This is a genomic window from Microbacterium sp. CCNWLW134, from assembly GCF_037083565.1.
Lineage (GTDB): Bacteria > Actinomycetota > Actinomycetes > Actinomycetales > Microbacteriaceae > Microbacterium.
The window spans coordinates 499,329-518,695 of record NZ_JBAOJU010000002.1 but is presented as its reverse complement, the minus strand read 5'-3'; the positions used below and the strand labels follow the sequence as shown (position 1 = coordinate 518,695).

Sequence of the window (19,367 nt, the reverse complement as noted above, 5' to 3'; positions counted from 1 at the left end):
GCGCGCCCTGCCGTAGGGCGGCGCGCGCTGGCCGAGTTCCTCGGCACGGGACTGCTGGTCGCCGTCGTCGTGGGCTCGGGCATCGCGGCGCAGCGGCTCTCGGATGACGTCGGGCTCCAGCTGCTGGAGAATTCCTTCGCGACCGCGCTCGGCCTCGGTGCCCTCATCCTGCTGTTCGCACCGGTCTCGGGCGCGCACTTCAATCCCGTGGTCTCGCTCACCGATGCACTCCTCGGCCGCGCGGATCGCTCCGGCCTGAGCCCCCGCACACTCGGCGTCTACCTGGTCGCGCAGGCAGCCGGCGGAATCGGGGGCGCGCTCCTGGCGAACGCGATGTTCGACGTCCAGACGTCGATCTCCGCCACCGACCGGGCCACCCCCGCGACCCTCCTCGCGGAGGTCGTCGCGACGGCGGGCCTGGTGTTGCTCATCGCCGGGCTCACCAGGACGCAACGGACCATCCCCGTGATCGCGACGGCGGTCGGCGCCTACATCGGAGCGGCGTACTGGTTCACCAGCTCGACGTCCTTCGCCAATCCGGCGGTCACCCTCGGGCGCATCTTCACCGACACGTTCGCGGGCATCGCGCCGGTGTCGGCGATGTGGTTCGTCGGCGCTCAGCTCGTAGGCGCCGCGGTGGCGATGGGCCTCGTCGTGCTGCTCTTCCCCGCCGCCGCAGAGAACGCGCCCGCTTCCCCTCGGGCGTAGAGCGTCATCCCCTCCGCGGCATCGAGGTCGATCGGGGCGAACGTGCGATGGGCCCGATCCTTTACGCCTCCTGGCAACGATCGTCCAGTGCTTTACCCGGCGTTCTGCACACGCCAAGGTGGGATGGTGCCTTCTGCAGACGATCTCGGCGCCTGGGTGGCGCAGCAACGCTGGTATGCGGGAAAGAGCCATGAGCCCCGCTTCCGGCTCCTCGACACCCAGTCGGCGCCCCACGCGACCCGCTACCTGCTGATGGATGACGCCGGCGCCCGCCCCGTGCTCTACCACGTGCCCGTCTCGAGCGTGCCGACGGCGCCCGATACTCCTGCGCTCATCGCGCGCACGGCCGAGGGCTGCGAGATCGATGCGGCGCAGCATCCGCCGTTCGCGATCGCCACCCTCGAAGCCATGGGCGTCGATGTCAGCCGGGTCACCGGCAGCCGTGTGCTCACCGGCGAGCAGTCCAACACCTCGATCGTCTTCGACGAGGACGGTCAGCCCACCATCATCCTGAAGCTGTTCCGCACCCTGCACGACGGGGAGAATCCGGATGTCACGGTGCAGCGCGCCCTGAGCGCCGCCGGTTCGCCCTTCGTCCCGAAGTTCCTCGGCAGCGTCGACGCGGAATGGCCCGACAGCGGGCTCGACAGCGGCGTCGCGCACGGCACGCTCGGCTTCGCGCAGGAGTTCCTCCCCGGCGTCCGCGACGGATGGGCCATCGCCCTGGAAGCCGCCCGCGAGGGTCGGGACTTCACCGCTGCCGCACGCGACCTCGGGCTCGCCGTCGCGGGCGTGCACGGCGCGCTCGGGCGGACGCTCGGCACCGCCGACGGGGGCGCGGAGGCGGTCGCCGCCGCCGAGGTCACGTGGCGTCGACGGCTCATGCTCGCCGTCGCCGAGGTGCCCGCCGTCGCCGATCGTGCCGCCGCGATCGAGGCGGTCTACGAAGCCGCGCTCGCGCGCCCGTGGCCGCGGCTGCAGCGGATCCACGGCGACCTGCACCTCGGGCAGGTGCTCGCCGTCCCCGGCGCCGGATGGCGCATCGTCGACTTCGAGGGCGAGCCGCTGCGACCGATGCACGAGCGCGCGGTGCCCGACCTTCCGGCCCGCGATGTCGCGGGCATGCTCCGCTCCTTCGATTACGCCGGCGCGGTCGGCGGAGCAGTGGATGCCGCGGGGTGGGCCGCCGCCTGCCGCGCCGCCTTCGTCGAGGCCTACGCCGGAGCCGACGGCTCGGTGGGCCTGGACCCGGTGATCCTGCGAGCGCTCGTGCTCGACAAGGCCGTGTACGAATCGATCTACGAGGCGCGCAATCGCCCCACCTGGCTGCCGGTGCCGCTGGCCGGCATCGACGCCGCGCTCGCGGGCTGACGGCCCGGCCGCGTCATCCGATCAGACCGTCATCCGATCAGGCCTTCGTCCTCGTCGGGCTCACCGGGCTCGAGGAGGAGGAACACCGCGCCGTAGGCGGGCAGCGACACGGTGAAGCTCTGCAGGTCGTCGACGTGGCCGATCACCTCACCGCTCGCGGCGTCGCGCACCTCCGACCGACGCACGAGCTGCTTCGAGCGCACCGTTCCCTCGACCGGCTCACCGGCGAAGTTCAGCACCGTCACCTGCAGCGGCGCATCGGGATCGTGCGCGCCGTCGTCGAGTCGGTGCACGAGCACGAGCATTCCGTGGTGGGCGACCTCGGGTACGTCGACCTGCGTCGCGGTGGCGATGCCGTGCCGGCGACGCAGCTCGATGATCTGCGACAGCCGCGAGGCGAAGGACTCTTCGTCGGTGAACTGCGCCGGGAGCGATCCGTACAGCGAGCGCCCGCGGGGCATACCGGCCGCGGAGCGGGTCGCCTGCGGATCGACGTCGAGGAGGTCGTGCGCGCCCCGCTCGATCCAGCGCGTGTCGCCGGAGGAGATGAGGTCGGCGACCTGCGTCGCCGGGACCGTCAGCATGCCGACGAGGTCCCAGCCCGAGAGGGCGAAGACTCCGGGCTGCCAGGCGTTGTAGGCGCACAGCAGCAGGTGGGCGTCGCGGATCGCGGGGATGTCGGCGTCGGTGATGTCATCGAGCCGCGTCGCGCCGCGGGCGGCGGCGATGAGCGAGGTCGTCGTGCAGGCGATGCCGTTCTGGGTGAACACGCGGTTGAAGTCGGCCGTGCCGGTGAGGCTCTCGGTGAGCTCGGCGCGGACGATCTCGGCGAGCTCGCTGCCGCTCACCTCCCGCCCGCGGAACCGGTACTCCTCATCGGCGTGCCGGGTCGCCCAGTGGACGAGCTCGTAGGTGAGCTCGTCGTGATTCTGCAGGCCGTGCACCAGCTGCACCGGCTGCACCCCGAGCTCGAGGGAAGACGTGAGGGCGAGGCGCAGGAAGTCGGTGCGCCCCGTCGCCAGCGCGTGGTGGTAGCCGGGGCGTCCGATGAAGTCGTAGGAGAGGTCGGCACCCACCGCGCCGGTGTCGCGGATGTCTTCGATGGTGAGGTTCAGCTCCTGGAAGGTGAACCCCCCGACCTTGCGCACCATGCCGGCGATGATGTGGTTCGCCGCATGCGAGAGCGGGTGACCCTCCGACCAGGCGGGGAGTCCCTCGGCGCTCTTCTCCACCCCGAGGAAGCCGTTGGCGTCCAGGCGCAGGGCGCTCGTGCCGAGCTCGCCGAGCGAGTGCAGGGCGTCGCCGATCACGAGGCGCATCCCCGCGAAGGTGGGGTCGAGCCAGTTGATCGAGGGCTGGCCCTGCTTGAAGTAGTGCAGGTAGACCCACCGGCGCGTGACGCCGTCCGGCCCGAGCACCGGCGCCGTCGCGCTCCAGTTGGTCTCCTTCACCCCCGGGGTGTAGAAGATGACGCGCTGCAGCGCACCGATGATGTAGCCGCGCTCGGCGAGCTCGTGCTCGGTCGCGGGGTCGAGGTTGACGCTGTCGACGTCACCCGGCACGTCGGGAAGGAGCGCCCAGTCCTCCTCGAGGATCTCGACCATGTGGTAGATCCCGGGGTAGTCCTTGAACCCCATCTCGGCCAGGCGGAAGTCGGCGCCCTTCCCGGTGTGACCCGGCACGATGTCGTCGATGATGCTGCCGCCGTGGGTGTCGGCGACGTCGCAGAGCGCGCGGAATTCGTCCTCGGTGCCGAACGCCGAGTCGATCGCCGTGCTGATGCGGTCGAAGTGGCCGTCGACGCTCGGGGTCTCGAGCCACCCGGCGATGCCGCCGGCGCGCTTGACCGGACCGGTGTGGATGGCGGTGATGCCGACCCGCTCGAACGCCGACCACAGGGCGTCGTCGCCGAGCGCGGCGAGGAACGACTGGCCGGGCCGCGTGATGAGCGAGATCGGGTAGGCGGTGAACCACACGTCGCTCGTCGCGATCGCGCGCCGCGCATCGGGGCGGGCGTAGGGGTTGCGCCACATCGACGGCTGCCCCGACAGCTGCCGGGCCAGCACGTCGGCATCCTTCAGCATCGACTGCCGCACCAGCCACTCGACGTACGACGGGTTCGTGCCGTTCGCCGTGCGGGGGTCGGTCGTGACCCGGCGCACGCGGCCACCGCCGCGCAAGTGGTCGCGGGGCCGCAGCCGGCGCGGACGGGCGGGGTACCGCTGTTCGTCGTAGCTGATCTCGGGGGTCTCGGGATCAGAGGTGTCGTTATCGAGTTCTTGGAGGAGGGGGAGGTCGATAGGGCCGGTGTAGAGCTCCTCCGGCCGATACTCGTCGCGCGCCATCCTTCGACCGTACGTACTCGACGACTCGGATGCGACCTCTGGCGTGTCGTGCTGCGGACGGGTAGGGGTCAGCGCACCGCGGCGGTCACCGTCGCGAGGTGGGTGAGGACGTCGTAGCTGACCGATCCCAGGACGAAGCGGCGGAACGCGCCGCGGCCGTGGGTGCCGACGACGACCAGCCGCGCCGTCGCCGCGTGGCGATTGATCATCTCTGCCGGGTAGCCGCGCTCCGCGCGCGCGACGATCTCGAGGTCGGGGTAGCGACTGCGGAGCCCCGCGAGGGCGATCGACAACGTCTCCTCGGTGAGCGCCTGCATGTTCTGCAGGTACTGCTCGGGGTACGTGCCGCGGTTGCCCGGCGCGGGAAGCGGCACCCACGCGCCGATCGCGATGAGCGGCTCGCCGAGACGGTCGGCTTCGGCGGCCGCCCAGGCGACGGCGTGCTCCGAGGTCTCAGAACCGTCGACGCCGACGACCACTCCGCGGCGCTCTCCGAGATCGAAATCGGGGACGACGACCACCGGGCACGGCGCGGCCGAGACGATGCGGAAGCCGTGCGGGCCCCGCGTGGCTCCGGCCCGGGGGCCGCGGTGGTCGCTGCCGATCACCAGCAGCGCGGCGCCCTCGGCGGCGGCGATGAGCTTCTCGGTCGGGTTGCCGCGTTCGACGACCACCTCGACCTCGACTCCGGCGGCGCGCAGGCCCGCCGCGGTCGCTTCGGCCCGCTCCCGCATCTCGGTGAGAAGGCGGTCGACGAGGGCATCCTCGCCGACGACACCCACCGCGCCGCCCAGGATCGAGACCAGCCTCAGCCGCTGTCGTCGATCGCGGGCGCGGGACGCCGCCCACGCCACCGCGCGGTCGGCCACGGGCGCGTCGGTCAGGCCGACGGCGATCACCTCGGACATCGTCGTCTCCTCTTCTTCTCGCTCATCCCCTCCCCTCCCCGCGAAGCGGGGTGGTCAGGACAGGAGTTTCGCCTTCGCGGCGGTGAACTCCTCGTCGGTGAGCACGCCGCTCTGCTTGAGCGCGGCGAGCTGCTGCAGGCGGGCGATCATGTCATCGCCTCCGCCGGCGGCCGGAGCGGATGCCGCGGGGGCGGCCTGCGGCATCTGTGCGGCGACCGCGGCCTGCGCCGCCGCATCGAGCTGCGCCTGCTGCTGGGCAGCCTGGTACTGCTCCTGCTCGTACTGCGCCTGCGCCTTGCGCTCCCGCGAGCCCTGCATCGAGCCGCTTACGGCCGAGGCGGTTCCCGCGACAACGGCGGTGCGCGCGGCGAGGCCCAGCAGGCCCGGGCGTCCCATGCGTCGGAACGGCATGTCAGTTCTCCTCTGCGTCGATCATGTCGGCCACGGCGTTGACGACCGGGGCGGGGATGCGCTCGGCCGTGAGCACCGTGCCGCCGCTCTGCGCCACCTTCTCGGCGAGCGCACGCACGTAGGTCATCTCCAGTGCCACGAGCACGGCCGAGCTGCCGGGCGCGATGAGCTCGGCGAGTTCATCGATGTCCTCCGACGCGGTCAGGCCCGCGGCGAACAGCTCGATGCCGTCGATGCCGAGGGCGTTCTGCTCTTCGACCTCGATCATCTCGATGTCGCCTTCGGCGGACTTGCGCAGGACGACCAGGTCGAGCAGGCGCACGACGCCCGACTCGATGATCTCGCGCAGCGCCGCCACGGCGTCGGGGTGCGGCCGATCGCTGTCGAAGCCGACCAGATACAGCTCCACCGGCCCGTACCGGAACTCGACCATCGGGTGTCCTCTCTCGTCGCGCCGGGGCGCGCGGCAGTCAGCGACACACGGCCCTCGGGATCACCGCCATCCTCTCGCGGAGCGGGTGCCGGGCGCCATCCTCAGATTCCGAGAGCTGCGTCGACGTCGCCTGAGAGAACGGGGAGTGATCTGCACTCGCCGGGCCCGCGGCATCCCTCCGAGGGCAGGATGTATGCATGCGTATCGACAAACTCGCGATCTCGAGCCCCGACATCCCCGACCTGGGAGACGTTCCCGAGCGTTTCTCTGCCGACGGCGGCAACGACGTGCCGCGGTTGGAGATCACCGGGGTGCCGGAGGGCACTCGCGAGGTGGTCGTGATCTCGCACGACCCCGACGCGCCGCTGCCGAACGGCTTCACGCACTGGGTGCTCTACGGCCTGCCGCCGGTGGACCAGACCGTCGACACCGCCGCCGCGACCACGGGCCCCAACGACGCGGGAAAGACCGGATGGTACGGACCGCAGCCGCCGCAGGGACACGGCCGTCACCACTACTACTTCTGGGTGTACGCGCTCGACCGTGAGGTGACGGGCACACCCCGTCGCGAGGAGTTCCTGCGCGACTACGCCGACGCCGTCATCGAGCAGAACCGGTTCGTCGGGCACTTCCAGCGCTGAGGCGGATCCCACTCCGGCCGCTCAGACGAGCGGCTCGTCGTGGATCGCGGAACTCAGGGCGGTGCCGTTGAGGTCGAGGTAGAGCTGGCGCTCGGTCACCGACAGGGTCACGGTGTTGCGCCGGGCGAGGGCTGCGACGGCGGCGTCGATGAAGCCCGGGTCGAAGCTGTGCAGCACGATGTCGTCGGCGCGGTGGATCGTCTTGCCCGCCACTCCCGCCCGCACCTTCGCCGGATCACGGTGGGTGTACACGGTGGTGCGGTCGGCGAGCTTGCTGCCGAAGTGCAGGCGCCCGGCGTCAGGCGCCCCGACTTCGATCCACGCCGTGATGCGACCGGTCGCGTCGCGGATCAGCACGGCGGGTTCCTCGGTGGACGAGATCCCGCCGCTGAAGGCGACGCCCTCTTCGTACTCGAGCAGGTAGGCCAGCACCCGGGTGACCATGTACGCGTCGGTCTCGGACGGATGACGCGCTGCGCGCACCGTCACCTCGTCGTAGACACCGCGATCGACATCCGCCAGCTGCACCTCGAAGGTGTGCATCACTGCGCCGGCGGCCATGGTCGTCAAGCCTACGGTGCGGGCACGCCTGCACCGAGCGGTCGCGCGCGACGACTCGTGGGGAAGGGTCGCGCGCGTCGGGTTCAGATGGCGCGGGCGTAGGAGCGGGCCGGCACGCGGCCGTACCCGTCGGTGACGGTGAGCGAGACCGCGCCGGCGATGGCGGCGACGGCGGTGGCAGCGAGGAGCGCGAGGAAGACGACCATGGTCGGACCTTTCAGACAGTGAACGTCGATGTACGACGAGCCCCGTTGCTCTTACTCGACTCTCTTATCCTCGGTCCGTCGACCTTTCAGCACAAGCGCACAGTTCTGTAATGTCATTGTAGCTTTGCTTCATGGATGTGCGACGACTGGACCTTCTTCGCGAGCTGGCGGAACGCGGCAGCATCACCGCGGTCGCCGCCGCCACGCACCGCACCCCGTCGGCGGTCTCGCAGCAGCTCAAGGTGCTCGAGCGCGAGGCGGGCCTCCCCCTCACCGAGCGCGTCGGGCGCGGCATCCAGCTCACCAGCGCCGGCCACGCGCTGGCTCGCAGCGCCGGAGAGGTGGCCGTCGCACTCGAGCGCGCCACCGCCCTCTGGGACGAGTTCCGCAATCACCCGAGCGGCGAGGTCCGCCTGGCCACCTTCCCCTCGGCGGGCCAGGTGCTGCTGCCGGGCGTCCTGCAGGAGGTGTCGCGCACCCCCGGGCTGATCCTGTCGTGCGCGGACGGGGACCACGAGCTCTTGGACTTCCCCTCGCTCACCGCTGACTACGACATCGTGCTGGCCCATTCCCTGCGCGGTGCGCGTGCCTGGGGTGGGCGCGGCCTTCGGGTGGTCCCGCTCATGACCGAGGCACTCGACATCGCCCTCCCGGCCGATCACCGGCTCGCGGGCCGCAGCTACCTCACCGCCGCAGACGTGGTCGACGAACCGTGGATCGGGGTGCCCATCGGGTTCCCGTTCGAACGCATCCTCCACGACATCGAGGAAGCCGCGGGGCGAAGGGCGACGATCTTCCAACGCATCAGCGATCTGCGAATGGTCGAAGCGTTCGTGGCCGCGGGCTTCGGAGTCTCCCTCATCCCCCGCTCCACCTCGGGCGGGATCGACCCGGGACGGGTGATCCTCAAGCCCCTGCGCGGGGTGGATTCCGAGCGAGACATCGTCGCACTGCTGCGTCCCGACACCGCCGAGCGCCTCGCGGTGCGCACCGTCCTCTCCATCCTCCAGTCGAAGGCCGCCGAGATCGAAGCGGCTCACGCGGCATCCTGACTCCCCCCGTCGGGTCGTCAGGCGAAGGCGCGTCACCGGCGGTGGTCGACGACTTCGGGGAGTTCGCGCACCGGAACCACGACGATGTCCTGCACCTTCCAGTCCAGGTCGATGCAGGCCCGGCGGGCTTCCTCGAGGGTATCGAGCGACGGCGACCTCCCCTTCCGTGGAACGACGAAGGCTTCGATGTGGAACACATGGCCCTCGTCGCGCACGCGGCTGCCCGCGTCATCCACCCACCTCAGGCTCCGGAGGTAGTCGTCGACGGCGATCGCCACCGGATGCGGCTTCTTGTCGTCGAAGGTGGTGGCGCGGGCGTCCATCAGGTCGGTCACTGCCGCCCCCATGTTGCGCAGACCATCCCAGAGGATGCTGGCGGCGATGAAGACGGCGGCGGCGCCGTCCAGCCACCAGATCCCGAGGCCGATGCCGGTGACACCGACGATGGATCCGACCGCGGTCATCCAGTCGGCCTTGTTCATGTCGGCGTCGGCATACAGCACCTTGTCGTGCAGCTCTTCAGCGAGGCGCATCTTCGCGCGCCCGATGAACACCGGCGGGAGCGCGATCGCGGCCATGACGCCGATCATGAGCCAGCCGAGCCAGAACGTCAGGCCGAAGACCTCGACAGTTCCGATCGTCGGATGCTCGAGCAGGATGAGACCGAGCGCGGAGTCCACGATGAGGTACGTGCCCATCGTCGTCAGCGCGACCGCAGCCACGAGGTGTCCGATCGCGACCGAGCGGTGCTGACCGTAGGGATGCTTCGCGCTCGGGAGGGTGCGACTGACCCGCACCGCCACGAGGAAGGCGATCGGCGGCAGGAAGGACAGGAGGTCTTCGATCCATGCGGCCTTCATCGCCTGCGAGTTGCCGAGGACGAGCCCGACCAGGGTGACCGATACGACGAGGAACCCGATGGTGATCCACTCGAGGCGGATCGCCCGCCGCAGCACCTCGCGCTGACGGTCGGGCAGCTCGGTATGTCCGAACCGCACCGTCTGGCCGGTCATCGGTCGCCCAGTTCGACGTGATCGGAGAGGAAGCGCTCGAGCTCGGAGAGGAAGGCGTTCTCACCGAGGGGAACGAGCATGACGAGCAGGTGCGTACGCCCCTGGTCGTCGACGACTTCGCGATACGCGCGGGTCACGCCCGCCTTATCGGTCCAGGGGGTCTGGTCGGTGATGCCGCCCGCCACGAGGTCGAGGGTCCCGTCCTCGAGACCGCGCACGAGCGTCTCGTCCGGGCCGACGGTCCAGTCCACGTCGGCGTCGAGCGACGCGGCGAACGCGCGGATCGCGTCGGCCTCGTCGCCCTGCGGCTCGTCGCCTGCGACATCCAACAGGTCGCCGTTCGGTGTGACACCGGCATGCAGCACGTCGCCCTGCACGTCGACCAGGGTGCCGTCGGGGTCGGCCGGCATGAGCGGCTGGCCGCACCCCGCGAGGAGCACGATGACGCCGAGGGCCGCGCTCGCGAACGCTCTTCGTGTGTGCATGACGACTCCTTTCACAGGCCCAGAAGACGGAGCGGTCCGGAGCGGTTCTCCCGGCGCATGCGGGCCCGGACGCCACCGGTCACCGTCGCGCCTGTCACCGTCGGCTCGTGGATGGCCCCCGGTGTGTGGGCGGCCGCATCGCCGAGCCGCGCTTCGACGCCGGCAATCCGCGCTGATACCCGATCGACCGCCCCCGGGGCGAGGCGTGCAGCCACGAGGGCGAATCGCGCTTTGGGTCCGACCGGCCGCCACGGTCGGGGCTGCACGCAGGAACGGACGATGGCATCGACGACGGGTCGCGGACTGCTCATCGCCGCCATGCGCAGCGAATGACCGGTGCGATTGCCGGAGCGGTTCCAGAACGGGGTGTCGAGCGCCCACGGGAGGATCGTGCTCACACGGATGCGCCGGTGGTCGCCCGACAGCCGCAGCTCTTGGCGGAGGGTGCGCCCGAGGGCGGTGACCGCAGCCTTCGACGCCGCATACGAGGCCTGGTAAGCCAGAGGTGCAGCGCTCTCGACCGAGCCCAGATTGATGAGAACCCCGCCGCCGGCCTGCGCTCGGAACTGTCGGAGGGCGGCGTGCGCCCCGTAAATCATTCCGCAGACATTGACGTCGATCACACGCGCGTGATCGACGACCGGCACGTCCCAGAATGGCCCCAGTGCGCCGATCCCGACGTTGTTGACCCACACATCGATTCCACCGAAGCGCGATGCGGCTGCAGCCGCGAGCCGTTCGACCGCGGAGGCATCGCTCACATCGGTCGCCACGGCGACGGCGACGCCCCCGGCAGCGGTGACGCAGGCGACCAACTCATCGAGCTCCTGCTGGCGCCGAGCCGCTATGACGACGTTCGCACCCGCTCTGGCCGCCTCCCATGCGACTCCGCGTCCGACCCCCGTCGTGGCGCCGGTTACGACGATGGTCTTTCCCCGCAGCTGCCCGTGCTCGTTCACGACCCCATCGTGCGCACCTCTCCCGACCCCGTCACGGGCCTTGCCAGACGACGACGACATGGCTAGTGGTCGCGTCGCGGCATCCTCTTCTTCCCGCCCGCGCATAGCGCCGCGCTCGGCCGAAATCAAGGCCCGTCCGCGTTCCACGTCCCCCGCCGAAGAATGCTGCTTCCGCACACCGACGCCGGGAGAACCTCATGACCACCGACACTTCGGCGCACGACCGAGCGAACGCGTCTGCGCCCGATCCGGAAGCGCCGGGCAAACCGGATTCGCCCGACGATCTTCACAAGCGCTCATGGAAGTACGTGATCGGCAAGACCGCGCGAGAATTCTCGTCTGATCAGTGCACCGACATCGCAGCCGCCCTCACCTACTACTCGGTGCTGTCGATCTTCCCCGGTCTCGTGGCGATCTTCTCGCTCCTGGGCGTGGTCGGACAGGGGGATGCCGCGGCGACCACGGTGCTCGGCATCGTCGACCAGGTCGCTCCTGGGGAGACCGCGGAAGCGCTCCGAGGCCCGATCGAACAGCTCGCCGGATCACCGGCCGCAGGATTCGCGCTGGTCACCGGCCTCCTCCTGGCCGTCTGGTCGGCGTCCGGGTATGTCGGGGCGTTCAGCCGGGCGATGAACCGCATATACGAGATCGACGAAGGTCGCCCGTTCTGGAAGCTGAAGCCCAGTCAGCTGCTCATCACTGTGATCGGTATCGCGCTGATCGTCGTCTGCGTGATCATCCTGGTCGTCTCGGGGCCGGTGACGGAGGCGGTCGGCGAGGCCCTCGGCCTCGGCGAGGTCGTCCAGACGGTGTGGTCGATCGCGAAGTGGCCGGTGCTGGCCTTCATCGTGGTGCTGATGGTGGCGATCCTCTACTACGCGACGCCCAACGCAAAGCAGCCGAAGTTCCGATGGCTCAGCATCGGCGCCTTGCTGGCGATCGTGGTGCTGGTGCTCGCCACGACCGGCTTCGCCTTCTACGTCGCGAACTTCTCCAATTACGACCGCACGTACGGGTCGCTCGCCGGCGTGATCGTCTTCCTGCTCTGGCTGTGGATCGCCAATCTCGCGCTGCTCTTCGGCGCCGAGTTCGATGCGGAGCTCGAGCGAGGCCGCCAGCTGCAGGGCGGGATCGCCGCCGAGGAGGACATCCAATTGCCGCCGCGCGACACCCGGAAGAGCGAGAAGGCCGCCCAGAAGGACCGTCAGGACATCGAAGAGGGCCGTCGTCTTCGCACCGTAGCCGGCCCGTCACCCGAGAAGTGACCGAAGCGTTCGCGCGTTCCGGACGGCGTGGCCGGCGCCGTCGTTGTTGAAGTAGGCGTACACCTCCCTCCCCTGCACCTCCCACTCACGAATGCGTGCGGCCCACCACGACAGGTCGGCGTCCGAGTACGAACCGGCGTAGAGCGCGCCGGTGTCGGGCCCGTGGAGCCGGACGTAGACGAAGGGCGCCGTGGCACGGAGGACGCACGCGAGCCCCGCCCCGCTCATGACGCAGTATGCCGCGCCTCGACGTTCGAGCATCGCGAACACGTCGTCGTGATGCCACGACGGGTGACGGAATTCCACGACCGGCCGCATCCACGTCGGGGTCTGCCGCAGGAATCGATCGAGGCGCTCGTCGTCCCGCCCCATCTCGGGCGGCAGCTGTATGAGGAGGGGTCCGCGGCAGTCGGCGAGCGCATGGAGCCCTCTCGCCATACGTTCCAGCCACACCTCGGGCTGGCGCAGCTTCCGGCCGTGAGTGAGCCCTCGCGGCGCCTTCACCGACATCTGGAATCCCGCGGGGCTCCGCTCCCGCCACCCGGTGAACGTCGCGTCCCGCGGCCAGTGGTAGAAAGTTGCGTTGACCTCGACCGTGTCGAACTGCCCGACGTAGTACGCGAGCCGATTGCGGGAGGCCAGGCCCGGCGGGTAGAGCACACCGTTCCAGTGGTCGTAGCTCCATCCCGACGTTCCGATCCACGCCATCGATCTAGTGTGCGGCGGTCACGCCACCGAGTCCCACACGATCGACCCGGCGGTGGAACCGCATACCCGCCATCCCTCCGAGGACTGCTCCGATGAGAGCGATGATCGCCGCACCGATGGCCGTGAGGATGCCGGTGAGGGTTGCTGTTTCGGGGGTGACCGGGATGCGCGGGAAGCTGTCGAGCGCAGCCAGGAAGTCCCATTGGCTGCCCGCGATCGCGGTGATGATCGCGACCACGACGGCGATGACGATCGCCCAGATCCACACGGCGATCCCCTGTTTTGCTCCGCTGAAGCGCGCCATCCGCCCGGCGACGTAGCCACCGGCGAAGTAGGCGATCAGCAGCACGAGCGCGAGAAGGATCGCGCTGATCACCGTTGCCGACACCGGGATCGACGCCGCGGCATCGGCGGCGTCGTCCACCGCGCCGGTCTCGACTCCGACGGCCCCGGCGATCGCGGCGACCAGCGCCGTCAACAGCACTGCGGTCCCGGTCGCGGTGAGCCAGCCGAAGAAAGCCGACCCGAACTTCATCCCGCCGAAGCGCTCGCGTTCCCGAGCGAGCACGTCGTCGCTCCGTGCGGCTGGAGCCGACCGGTCATCGGCGGGTCGCGTCTCGCGGCGGTCGTCGCCGTAGCCGTCGCGGGCATCGGTGTGAGAGGTCATGGCCGGGACGGTAGCGAGCGGCGTCTGTGTTCGTCTCCGGGGTTGCGGGTTCACGTGCGCCGTCGTACTCTCCCGCCCGCGCTGCGCGCCTCACTCGCGCGTGCGGTTAGCGATCGCGCCCCGATTTGGCAAGGGGGATCTGCGTTCCCACCGCGATGCGTAGGAATGGCGATCACCCCGTTCGGATCGAGCGGGTTGGAAAGGAAGAGCGATGTCGAACTACGACGACACGAGCGTGTCGGGACTGAACAGTGGCGGGTCGATGGGCTCACCGAGCACCGTCGACACGGCCAAGCGCGAGGCATCGGATCTCGCGCACACCGCCGGCGACCAGGCGAAAAGCGTCGTCGACACGGCGAAGCACGAGGCCTCGTCCGTCGTCCACGAAGCGAAGTACCAGGCCAAGGACCTGTTCGCCCAGTCTCAGCAGGAGCTGAAGGATCAGGCCCGTACTCAGCAGGAGCGGGTGGCCGGCGGCCTTCGCACGGTCGGTGGCGACCTCCAGAGCATGGCCGACGGCGCAGCATCCGATTCTCTTGCTGCGGATCTGGTGCGCCAGGTGTCGACGCGGGTGTCGCTGGCGTCGGATTGGCTCAGCGAGCGAGAGCCGGCCGATGTGCTGAACGAGGTCAAGCGCTTCGCCAGGCGCCGCCCGGGTGTGTTCATCCTGAGCGCGGCGATCGCAGGCGTGGTGGTGGGCCGCCTTACCAGGGCACTCGCGACCAATGCGGCCGAGGCGAAGACGTCGAATGCCGCTCCAGCGGTCAGTGCACCGCCCGCGCAGCCGGCCGGTGACGCGGCGCTCATGACGCCGCCGGTCGGCAGCGCCGACGAAGAGCTGTCGGTCGCGGAGGAGACTCCGATCTACGCGCAGTCGACGGCAGGTGCGACAGCGCCGACAGCTGCCACGTCGATGAGGGAGGACGGCGATGAGCGGCCCTACTCCGTCTGAGCAGAAAGCGGCCACGACATCGCTCGGCGACCTGCTGGGCGAGGTGACGAGAGACCTGTCGACGCTGATGCGTCAGGAAGTGGCCCTGGCCAAAGCCGAGTTGAAGGAGTCAGCCGGCAAGACCGCCAAGGGTGCGGGTGAGCTGGGCGGCGCTGCGTACGCCGCGATGATGGCGATCTTCTTCCTGTCGGTGGCGCTGTGGTGGGCGCTCTCGCTGCTCGTCGACGGAGGCTGGGCGGCCGTGATCGTCGCGGTGATCTGGGCGGCCATCGCGCTGGTCTTGTTCGCCGTCGGACGCGGCGAGATGAAGAAGGTCCAGGGTGCTCCGCAGACCGTGGAGACCCTGAAGGAGATCCCTGAAACGCTGAGAAGGAATGAGGAGAACCGATGAGCGATTCACCGGAAGCGATCCGCGCCGACATCGAGCGCACGAGGCGCGAGCTCGGCGGCGACGTCGACGCCTTGGCCGACAAGGTGTCGCCGGCGAAGATCATGGAACGACGTACGAGCGCCGTCAAGGACGCCGTCGGGTCGGTGCGCGATCGCATCATGGGAGCCGCGGATGATGCCGGCTCGACCCTGTCGGACGCGGGCGGGGCGATCGGGTCGGCGACCCACCGTGCCGCGGCGAAGGCCGAAGGAAATCCGTTGGCGGTAGGCCTCATCGCGTTCGGCGCTGGACTCCTGGCGGCGTCGCTGGTCCCGGCCTCGGCGAAGGAGAGAGAGCTCGCCGACACGGTCAAAGAGAAGGCGCAGCCGCTCGTCGACGAGGTGACCGAGGTCGCCAAGGAGGCGGGGGCGCACCTGCGCGAGCCGGCCAAAGAAGCGGCAGCCGCGGTGAAAGAATCCGCTGCCGAATCGGTGGGCGCGTTGAAGGACGAGACCGCTTCCGCAACGGCGGAAGTCAAGGGCCAAGCCGACGCGTCCCGCCAGCACGTGGCGGACTGAGGCCGACGACAACCCGGATGGTGCCGGGCACAACCGACCCGGCACCATCCGTCGTCAAGGAGATGAGGACATTGCGACGACTTCACTATTCAGGCGGTTACGTGCTGACCTCGGACGAGGTGAGCAAGGCCTTGTTGCGCTACGCCCGCGCGCTTGCCGACACCCACACATCGGATGTCGTATCGATCCCCGTCCTCGAAGAAGGCGGGTCACAAGGATCGGCCCACTTCCTGATCGGTCCGGCAAGCCAGCTGTATTCGACCCCGGTCGCGGAGCCGATCGTCGAAATCGACGATCCCGAGCTCGTCGAGGAGCTTCAGCGACGTACCAGCCGTCTGCAGCCATCCGTCGCGGAGTGGCCGGACATGATGCATGACGACGATGTGGGATACGGCGAGGACGACTTCTGACGAGCCCGCCCGTAGCATCCTGGGCGCTCGCCGGTCAAGCATGTTGCCACGGCACCACCCGGAGTTCAGCGTGGGGAGCACCCCCCAACCCGACGAACACCGAAACCCAGGAGGTGCCCGGTGGGAAAATTCATCTATGACGGCCTCGTCAAAGTCGATTTCGAGGATCGTCTTCTTCTGCATCTGCAGATGGTGATTGCTGCCAAACTGCGACGAGGCGAAGCGTTCAACTTCACCTGGAAGGACGACAGCAGCATCGGCGACGGCCGCACCACGGTGTGGGTGCACCCGCGGTGTTCGATCGTCTACAAGTTCTACGGCAGCCGTCGCCCGGCGATCAATCGCGCATGGATCGAGGCCCTTGCATACACGGCCAACGCGCCGACGGGGCTGTACATCGTTCCCGAACCCCAGACCGACCAGCTCCGGCTCGACGAGGCAGGAACAATCTGATGAAACGCATCGACCTCATTTACGGCGGCCAGCTCTTCAGCGTCGGCGGTCGCACCCCCGAGGATCTGACGCGGGAGATCACCCAGGCCGTGGCCGACGGAGGCGGATGGCTGACCGCCAATGACGGGGAGGGTGAGCGGCGAGAGGCACTCCTGTTCATCGGTCCTGGCATCCCGATCGCTGTGGTGCCGATTCCGGATCCGCCGGAGGAGCCTGAGGCTGATGCGACAGTGACGAGTCTGGGGTCGTGATCCGGCAGCCGCCATGGTTGTGGGATCGCTTAGGGTCGATGCTGTGACCGATCCGCTCGCCCGACACACGGATTACGGCGCCGAGAGCCTGAGGGAATCGGATGTCGCGGACGATCCGATCGTGCAGTTCTCAGTCTGGTTGGAGGATGCCGCGGCGCGCGGTGTCTACGAGCCGAACGCGATGGTGCTCGGCACCGTCGACGCCGACGGCACACCGTCGAGCCGGACCGTGCTGCTGCGCGCCGTGGACGCCGACGGCTTCGTGTTCTACACCGACCGGTTGTCGAGGAAAGGCCGAGCCCTTGCGGCGCACCCCGTCGCGACCCTCCTCTTCCCCTGGTACACGCTGCACCGGCAGGTGAACGTCACCGGCGAGGTGGCGGCTGTCGACGACGCGGAGTCGGACGCCTATTGGGCGTCGCGGCCGCATGGGTCGCGCGTGGCGGGAACGGCGAGCGCGCAGTCGCAGCCGATCGGATCGCGCGCCGAGCTCGACGCGCGCGTGGCGGAGGTCGAGGCGGCCTTCCCCAAGGGGCGCGAGGTGCCTCGTCCCGCGCGTTGGGGCGGCTACCGGCTGCGCCCTCGACGGATCGAGTTCTGGCAGGGCCGCACGTCGCGCCTCCACGACCGGCTGGTGTTCACCCGTGACGAATCCCTTGGTGACTGGAGCGTCGAACGACTGCAGCCATAGCGCCGGCGCCTGCGGCACGTCTGCCGGCCGGGCGGACCGATCGCTCACTTGAGCTGACGCGACCCCGGACGCAAGGACCTCAGGAGTTGATCTGCTGCACGACGTCGTCGGCTGACTCTTCGATCGCCCTGCGGAGCCGGTCGTAGTCGTCGGAGTCGATGGCCTTGCTGATGCGCTTGTCGGAGCGGACCAGGGCCTTCTCGACGCGATCGGCCCACGTGTCGTCGACGACGGCGATCACGGCTGATGTGCCGGGACTGAGGTACTCGTCGACGTCGACGCCGAACTGCTTCTCCTCGCGGTTCTTCTTGATCTTCCCCAGGATCGCTCCGATTCCCGCGCCCACCGCCGTGGCGGCGAGCAGGGGTGGAGCGAACAGGCCCACCACGACTCCCGCACCGGCGCCGATGGCCGCACCTCGGCCGACCGACTTGTCGCCATGCTCTTTGACCTGGACTTTGCCGTCTTCGTCACGGGTGAGCACCACGGCACCGATGATCTCGTACCCCCCGGAGTCCTGACCGCTCCGCAGCGCCTGATAGTCCTCCGATGCTTGCGCGGTGTCGTCATACGATCCGACGACCAGTGCGAGGTTCTTCGTGCTCATCGCTTCTCCTTCGATCGATCTCCGAGGCAGCCGACCACCGACCGGTGGTGTGGCGCCGAGGACGAAGCGACGCTACGACCCGTCCGGCGCCGTCGCCTCACCCTCGGAGGATGAAGTCGCGGAACCGACGACGGGCGTTGAGGATGCGTCGTTGGCGTAGATGTCCCGATAGAGCCGCAGGGCGGCATCGCGAAGTTCCCGCTCAGGTCGCCCCTCGAATCGGTCGGCGGCGAACTCGGACCGCAGCGACCCGCCCCGCAGGATGGCCGCGGACAGCTCGGCGGCAGCCCCGCCCGCGTGCGTGACCCAGATCGCCTGTGCAACCCAGAGACGCGGTTGCCGAGCGTGCGGGCCGAGAAACGGAAGATTATCGGGCGTCATCGCGAAGACACCGTTGACGCGGCGTGAGGGGACGAAGCGGGCTTCGGGACGAAGTCGCTGCTGAGCTCGGGTGACAGCCGAGTCGAAGTCGGCTCGCCATTCGAGCCCGGCGCCCGCCGCCAGGTCACCGCGCGCAACACGCACGGGCGGGTGATCATACGTACCGATTCCCAGTGTGTCGCCGTGCGCACGAGCATAGACGTGGTGCTCCGGCCAGCGAACGAAGGGCCCGGGTTCCACCCGAGGTGCGTTCGGGGCGGCATAGACATAGGGGTGGGCGACGGGGTAGATGGGCAGGTCGATACCGACCCTGTCGTTCGCCTCCGGGGACCAGACCCCTGTGGCGAGGACCAGGTGGTCCGCGTCGACTGTGGTATCGGCCCGCTCGGTCTGGATCCGCCAGAGCCCGCTCTCGCGCGTCATCCGCTGCGCAGTCTGCCCGTGACGGAAAACCGCACCCTGTGCGGTGGCGGCGCGCTGAATCTCGCGGCGCAGGATCGCTGGGTCCGCCGACGCGTCGCCGGCGTAGTGCGCGCCGGTGATGACACCGCGAGGGTCGACGAAGGAGGGGAGAGCACGATCGTCCGGGAGAGCGTGCAGCCGCGCATCGAGACCGGCCTCTCGGGCCGCGGCGACGCGATCCTCGAGGTGGGCGGCGCCGGCGTCGCTCGTGGCGAGCTCCCAGCCGCCCCGCACCGAGAACGCGTTCGCGAAGGAGCGATAGCGATCGACCGACGTGCCGGCAAGGGCTGTCAGCGCGGGGGCGTCGTTGTACACACCGATGAACCCCGGCGCGAAGGCCGTCGATCCCGACGACTCACCCCGGAAGGAGTCGAGCACGGTGACGGTCGCTCCTCCGCGCGCGAGCTCCCAAGCCAGCGCGGTGCCGACGATTCCTGCTCCGACGATGGCGATGCGCGGTGTCACACTCATACTCTTCC

Annotated in this window: 25 protein-coding genes; 12 read left to right on the top strand and 13 right to left on the bottom strand. The window is 69.4% G+C overall.

The genetic code is table 11. The annotated features are described in order from the left end of the window. The first annotated feature begins 27 nt into the window (after positions 1 to 27). On the top strand, positions 28 to 708 hold the full coding sequence (locus V6S02_RS13085) for an aquaporin (RefSeq protein WP_276310454.1): 681 nt from the start codon (positions 28 to 30) through the stop codon (positions 706 to 708). A 126-nt stretch (positions 709 to 834) separates the two neighbouring features. Then, a complete protein-coding gene (locus tag V6S02_RS13080; protein ID WP_124292264.1) occupies positions 835 to 2,079 on the top strand; it encodes a phosphotransferase in 1,245 nt (414 codons plus the stop codon). 29 nt (positions 2,080 to 2,108) lie between these two features. Here the strand turns inward: V6S02_RS13080 and treS are convergent, their stop codons facing one another. The 4 genes from treS to V6S02_RS13060 form a co-directional block, all read right to left on the bottom strand. Continuing rightward, positions 2,109 to 4,424: a maltose alpha-D-glucosyltransferase gene (gene treS, locus V6S02_RS13075; RefSeq protein ID WP_336401193.1), complete on the bottom strand. Its 2,316-nt coding sequence runs from the start codon at positions 4,422 to 4,424 to the stop codon at positions 2,109 to 2,111. Between the two features lie 68 nt (positions 4,425 to 4,492). Then, complete coding sequence (locus tag V6S02_RS13070) at positions 4,493 to 5,332, bottom strand: universal stress protein (RefSeq protein WP_336401192.1); 840 nt, start codon at positions 5,330 to 5,332, stop codon at positions 4,493 to 4,495. 54 nt (positions 5,333 to 5,386) lie between these two features. Further along, on the bottom strand, positions 5,387 to 5,743 hold the full coding sequence (locus V6S02_RS13065) for an SHOCT domain-containing protein (RefSeq protein ID WP_124292261.1): 357 nt from the start codon (positions 5,741 to 5,743) through the stop codon (positions 5,387 to 5,389). Between the two features lies 1 nt (position 5,744). Next, positions 5,745 to 6,176: a DUF6325 family protein gene (locus V6S02_RS13060; RefSeq protein WP_124292260.1), complete on the bottom strand. Its 432-nt coding sequence runs from the start codon at positions 6,174 to 6,176 to the stop codon at positions 5,745 to 5,747. Positions 6,177 to 6,373: 197 nt separating this feature from the next. Between V6S02_RS13060 and V6S02_RS13055 the strand changes: the two genes are divergently transcribed. Continuing rightward, a complete protein-coding gene (locus V6S02_RS13055) occupies positions 6,374 to 6,817 on the top strand; it encodes a YbhB/YbcL family Raf kinase inhibitor-like protein (protein ID WP_336401191.1) in 444 nt (147 codons plus the stop codon). A gap of 21 nt (positions 6,818 to 6,838) precedes the next feature. On the opposite strand, the gene V6S02_RS13050 is transcribed toward V6S02_RS13055, so the two are convergent. Together V6S02_RS13050 and V6S02_RS13045 are read right to left on the bottom strand one after the other, a co-directional pair. After that, positions 6,839 to 7,378, bottom strand: a complete 540-nt coding sequence (locus tag V6S02_RS13050) for a YaeQ family protein (RefSeq protein ID WP_124292258.1) — start codon at positions 7,376 to 7,378, stop codon at positions 6,839 to 6,841. 83 nt (positions 7,379 to 7,461) lie between these two features. Further along, positions 7,462 to 7,584: a hypothetical protein gene (locus V6S02_RS13045; RefSeq protein ID WP_276310444.1), complete on the bottom strand. Its 123-nt coding sequence runs from the start codon at positions 7,582 to 7,584 to the stop codon at positions 7,462 to 7,464. 131 nt (positions 7,585 to 7,715) lie between these two features. Here V6S02_RS13045 and V6S02_RS13040 point away from each other — a divergent pair, with 131 nt between their 5' ends. After that, positions 7,716 to 8,636, top strand: a complete 921-nt coding sequence (locus tag V6S02_RS13040; protein WP_336401190.1) for a LysR family transcriptional regulator — start codon at positions 7,716 to 7,718, stop codon at positions 8,634 to 8,636. 32 nt (positions 8,637 to 8,668) lie between these two features. On the opposite strand, the gene V6S02_RS13035 is transcribed toward V6S02_RS13040, so the two are convergent. Genes V6S02_RS13035 through V6S02_RS13025 form a run of 3 tightly spaced genes read right to left on the bottom strand, consistent with a single transcriptional unit; the run spans position 8,669 to position 11,093 of the window. Next, positions 8,669 to 9,649 (bottom strand): cation diffusion facilitator family transporter, encoded by a 981-nt coding sequence (locus V6S02_RS13035; RefSeq protein WP_336401189.1) that lies wholly within the window; start codon positions 9,647 to 9,649, stop codon positions 8,669 to 8,671. Next, positions 9,646 to 10,134, bottom strand: coding sequence for a hypothetical protein (locus V6S02_RS13030; protein WP_336401188.1), 489 nt, complete (start codon positions 10,132 to 10,134; stop codon positions 9,646 to 9,648). Before V6S02_RS13030 ends, V6S02_RS13035 begins: the two co-directional genes overlap by 4 nt. A gap of 11 nt (positions 10,135 to 10,145) precedes the next feature. Next, a complete protein-coding gene (locus V6S02_RS13025) occupies positions 10,146 to 11,093 on the bottom strand; it encodes an SDR family NAD(P)-dependent oxidoreductase (RefSeq protein WP_336401187.1) in 948 nt (315 codons plus the stop codon). A gap of 197 nt (positions 11,094 to 11,290) precedes the next feature. Between V6S02_RS13025 and V6S02_RS13020 the strand changes: the two genes are divergently transcribed. Further along, the gene (locus V6S02_RS13020; protein ID WP_336401186.1) at positions 11,291 to 12,358 is read left to right on the top strand and encodes a YihY/virulence factor BrkB family protein; all 1,068 of its coding nucleotides are present in this window, start codon (positions 11,291 to 11,293) and stop codon (positions 12,356 to 12,358) included. Here the strand turns inward: V6S02_RS13020 and V6S02_RS13015 are convergent. Continuing rightward, a complete protein-coding gene (locus V6S02_RS13015; protein ID WP_336401185.1) occupies positions 12,344 to 13,066 on the bottom strand; it encodes a DUF72 domain-containing protein in 723 nt (240 codons plus the stop codon). The genes V6S02_RS13020 and V6S02_RS13015 overlap by 15 nt on opposite strands. Before the next feature lie 4 nt (positions 13,067 to 13,070). Further along, positions 13,071 to 13,733: a hypothetical protein gene (locus tag V6S02_RS13010; protein ID WP_336401184.1), complete on the bottom strand. Its 663-nt coding sequence runs from the start codon at positions 13,731 to 13,733 to the stop codon at positions 13,071 to 13,073. Between the two features lie 211 nt (positions 13,734 to 13,944). Between V6S02_RS13010 and V6S02_RS13005 the strand changes: the two genes are divergently transcribed. From V6S02_RS13005 to pdxH, 7 genes are all read left to right on the top strand, one after another. Continuing rightward, complete coding sequence (locus V6S02_RS13005; protein ID WP_336401183.1) at positions 13,945 to 14,685, top strand: hypothetical protein; 741 nt, start codon at positions 13,945 to 13,947, stop codon at positions 14,683 to 14,685. Then, positions 14,663 to 15,076: a phage holin family protein gene (locus V6S02_RS13000; RefSeq protein ID WP_141935425.1), complete on the top strand. Its 414-nt coding sequence runs from the start codon at positions 14,663 to 14,665 to the stop codon at positions 15,074 to 15,076. Before V6S02_RS13005 ends, V6S02_RS13000 begins: the two co-directional genes overlap by 23 nt. Then, complete coding sequence (locus tag V6S02_RS12995) at positions 15,073 to 15,633, top strand: DUF3618 domain-containing protein (RefSeq protein WP_336401182.1); 561 nt, start codon at positions 15,073 to 15,075, stop codon at positions 15,631 to 15,633. The genes V6S02_RS13000 and V6S02_RS12995 overlap by 4 nt, the downstream gene beginning before the upstream one ends. A 101-nt stretch (positions 15,634 to 15,734) precedes the next feature. Beyond that, positions 15,735 to 16,043, top strand: a complete 309-nt coding sequence (locus V6S02_RS12990) for a hypothetical protein (RefSeq protein WP_336401181.1) — start codon at positions 15,735 to 15,737, stop codon at positions 16,041 to 16,043. A 120-nt stretch (positions 16,044 to 16,163) separates the two neighbouring features. Next, positions 16,164 to 16,496, top strand: a complete 333-nt coding sequence (locus tag V6S02_RS12985; RefSeq protein WP_141935431.1) for a DUF7882 family protein — start codon at positions 16,164 to 16,166, stop codon at positions 16,494 to 16,496. Then, the gene (locus V6S02_RS12980) at positions 16,496 to 16,747 is read left to right on the top strand and encodes a hypothetical protein (protein WP_336401180.1); all 252 of its coding nucleotides are present in this window, start codon (positions 16,496 to 16,498) and stop codon (positions 16,745 to 16,747) included. Before V6S02_RS12985 ends, V6S02_RS12980 begins: the two co-directional genes overlap by 1 nt. A gap of 43 nt (positions 16,748 to 16,790) precedes the next feature. Then, positions 16,791 to 17,438 carry a pyridoxamine 5'-phosphate oxidase gene (gene pdxH, locus V6S02_RS12975; protein ID WP_336401179.1) on the top strand — a complete coding sequence of 216 codons (648 nt, stop codon included), beginning with the start codon at positions 16,791 to 16,793 and terminating at the stop codon, positions 17,436 to 17,438. 79 nt (positions 17,439 to 17,517) lie between these two features. Here pdxH and V6S02_RS12970 read toward each other — a convergent pair whose 3' ends face one another. Both V6S02_RS12970 and V6S02_RS12965 read right to left on the bottom strand, forming a co-directional pair. Then, complete coding sequence (locus V6S02_RS12970) at positions 17,518 to 18,045, bottom strand: DUF1269 domain-containing protein (RefSeq protein ID WP_124292255.1); 528 nt, start codon at positions 18,043 to 18,045, stop codon at positions 17,518 to 17,520. A gap of 72 nt (positions 18,046 to 18,117) precedes the next feature. After that, a complete protein-coding gene (locus tag V6S02_RS12965; protein ID WP_336401178.1) occupies positions 18,118 to 19,353 on the bottom strand; it encodes an NAD(P)/FAD-dependent oxidoreductase in 1,236 nt (411 codons plus the stop codon). Between the last annotated feature and the right edge of the window lie 14 nt (positions 19,354 to 19,367).